Consider the following 2,893-nt stretch of genomic DNA (forward strand, 5'->3'; position numbering starts at 1 on the left):
ATAATCCGGCATCAAAATCTCCGCCAAAACCCGAGCCGGCTTCTTGCCACGCCGGTCCGGCGCGGGTCTAGCGATTTGAAACCGGTTTGCCTAGGGCGTGACACGCAACTTTGGCGGAACAGGCAAAAGGCGCATCAGCCGCGAGGCGCTATGACAATTCGACCGTGGCCGAAGCATTTCATCGCCGGACCGCCTACAAGCATGGCTCACCCGATCCCGTTTGAAGGCGAGCCATGCCGACAAAGAACGAGCCTGCAAAGAACGACATGACCACCGACCTTGCGCTGCTCGTCGTGCTGGCGGTGCTCTGGGGCGCCTCCTACACCTTCATCAAGATCGGCGTCGAAACCATCCCGCCGGTCACCTTCATCGCCGCCCGCACCCTGATTGCCGGTGGTATCTTGTTTGCCATCCTCCGCTGGCGCGGGCTCAGCCTGCCGGGCGATGCGGCAAGCTGGCGCCGCTTCGCCTTCCAGGCCTGCCTCAACAGCGTCATCCCGTTCACCCTGATCGCCGCGGCCGAACGTTCGGTCGATGCCGGCCTCGCCACCATCCTGAACGCGACCTCGCCGATCTTCACCTTCCTTTTGACCGCGCTCATCACCCGCCATGAGCCGGTCACGCTGCGCAAGCTGATTGGCGTCGGCGCCGGCATTGCCGGCATCTGCCTCATCATAGGCACGCAGGCACTGGGTGGTCTCGGTCACGAGTTGTGGGCGCAGTTGGCCATCGTAGCGGCAACAATCTGCTATGCCGGGGCCGCCATTTTCGGCCGCGGCTTCAAGGGTCTCGATCCGATGCTGCCTGCCGCCGGTTCGATGCTGTGCGGCGCCGTCATCCTCGTGCCCCTCAGTCTGGTGTTCGACCAGCCATGGACGCTGGCGCCTTCGACCGCATCGATTCTGGCCCTGCTCGGCCTGTCGGTGTTTTCCACCGCACTGGCCTTCGTTATCTATTTCCGCCTCATCCACACGTTGGGTTCGGTCGGCACCACCTCGCAGGCCTATCTGCGGGTGCCGATCGGCGTCGGCATCGGCGCCCTTTTCCTCGGCGAAAGCCTAGGCTCGACGGCATGGCTGGGCATGGGTTTTGTCGTGGCTGGGGTCGCCGCCATGACCATTCCGGTTCGAAAGCCAGCATTTGCGCGGTAGAGCAATTCCAGGACAAGTGTGAAGCGGTTTTCCAAGGAAAAGCGCATAGCGCTTTCCCCTTGGGGATTGCGTCAAAGCACAAGAACCGGCCTGCTTGCGCTCATGCCGTGCTCTGCTTATCTCGGAAGCATCCGCCTTTTCGACGGTGTCTGGTGTGACCTGGGGTAAAGCACGGTGATTTTCGACGCTGCCCGCACTGCGGCCCTCGATCTGCTCTCGCCTCCCTTTCGGGCCGTGTTCCTCAAGACATTGGGTCTGACGCTGCTGGCGCTTGTCGCCTTGTGGTTCGGCCTGACCAGCCTCGTCGAGTGGCTCGCCCTGCCGTGGCTGCAGACGCTGTTGCCCGGCATACCGTCCTGGGCCGGCTGGCTGGGTGGCATCATCGCCGCGATAGCGCTTGCCTTCGGCATGGCATTGCTCATCGCGCCGGTGACGGCTGTTGTCGCCGGCCTGTTCCTCGACGATATCGCCGAAGTGGTCGAGCGCACCGACTATCCCGGCGATCCGACCGGTCGCGCCATGCCGGCGCTGCGCTCGCTGGTGCTGTCGGCGCGATTCCTCGGCGTCGTCATTCTCGGCAACATCGTCGCCCTGCTGCTTCTGCTGGTGCCGGGCGTCAACATAGCCGCCTTCTTTATCGTCAACGGCTATCTGCTCGGGCGCGAGTTCTTCGAATTCGCTGCCATGCGCTTTCGCGGGGAAGAAGAGGCCAGGGCCTTGCGCAGGCACTATGCCGGCACGGTGTTTCTCGCCGGGCTGCTCATCGCGGCTTTCCTCGCCGTGCCGTTGCTCAACCTGCTGACGCCGCTCTTCGCCGCCGCCGTGATGGTGCATCTGCACAAGGCGATCTCGGTGCGGGAAGTGGCTCGCTCCTCGCGCCGCTGAGCATTTTCTTCAGCGCAACAGGAATCCGCGTCCGAGCTCGTCGTCCGCTTCGACGATAAACTCCGTCCTGCCACTATAATAGGCGCGGCCGCCGACGCGGGCGATGATCGCCCCGTGCGGGCCAGCCTTCGCCGTCCGCACCACGGCTCCCGAAAACCGCGAGCCGGCAATGCTTTCGAATGTGCGCGTCTGTCCGATCGCGATCTCGCCCTTGGCATGCATGGCCGCCAGCCTTGCGGTGACGCCGGAGCCGGTCGGCGAGCGGTCGACCTCCGCCTCGGCGAAGACGCAGATGTTCTTGGTCACCCCATCGGAAAAAGCATCGCGGCCATCGGTCAGGATGGTGCCGTATAGGAAGGCAAGGTCGCCGTGGTCGGGATGCGACAGCGGAAATTCGGCCTTGAGCCTGTCCGTCAGCGCCGTTGCCGCATCGACGAAATCGCGCACCCGGCTTTTGCCGAATTCGAGCCCGAATTGGTGACAATCGGCCAGCGCGTAGAAAGCCCCGCCATAGGCGACGTCGAAGCCGATCGTGCCGTGGCCCGCCAGCTCTATTGTCTGGCCGCCGGCGAACAGGAACGCTGGCACGCTTTCGAACGCCACCGCACCGGCCTTGCCGTCCCTGACCTCGACGGAGGCGACGACCAGCCCGCACGGCGCCTCGATATTGACTGTCGTGATTGGTTCCTGTTTCGCCACCAATCCTTCATCTACGGCGTAGCGGCCGAGCGCGACGATGGCGTGGCCGCACATCGTCGAATAACCCTCATTGTGCATGAACAGCACGGCGAGGTCGGCGCCGGGCAGGTCGGGTTCGACCAGCAAGGCGCCATACATGTCGTAATGGCCGCGCGGCT

General features: G+C 64.0%; 3 protein-coding genes. 2 read left to right on the forward strand and 1 reads right to left on the reverse strand.

The window, feature by feature from the left end:
• The first annotated feature begins 233 nt into the window (after positions 1-233).
• On the forward strand, positions 234-1,151 hold the full coding sequence (locus tag EOC06_RS35325; RefSeq protein WP_128309981.1) for a DMT family transporter: 918 nt from the start codon (positions 234-236) through the stop codon (positions 1,149-1,151).
• A gap of 174 nt (positions 1,152-1,325) precedes the next feature.
• Positions 1,326-2,036 carry a sulfate transporter family protein gene (locus EOC06_RS35330; protein WP_128309982.1) on the forward strand — a complete coding sequence of 237 codons (711 nt, stop codon included), beginning with the start codon at positions 1,326-1,328 and terminating at the stop codon, positions 2,034-2,036.
• A 9-nt stretch (positions 2,037-2,045) separates the two neighbouring features.
• Here EOC06_RS35330 and EOC06_RS35335 read toward each other — a convergent pair.
• A partial coding sequence (locus EOC06_RS35335; RefSeq protein ID WP_128309983.1) for a proline racemase family protein occupies positions 2,046-2,893 on the reverse strand: 848 nt, incomplete at its 5' end.

The sequence above is a fragment of the Mesorhizobium sp. M7A.F.Ca.MR.362.00.0.0 genome, from assembly GCF_004023175.1.
In the GTDB taxonomy this organism is placed as follows: Bacteria; Pseudomonadota; Alphaproteobacteria; order Rhizobiales; family Rhizobiaceae; genus Mesorhizobium.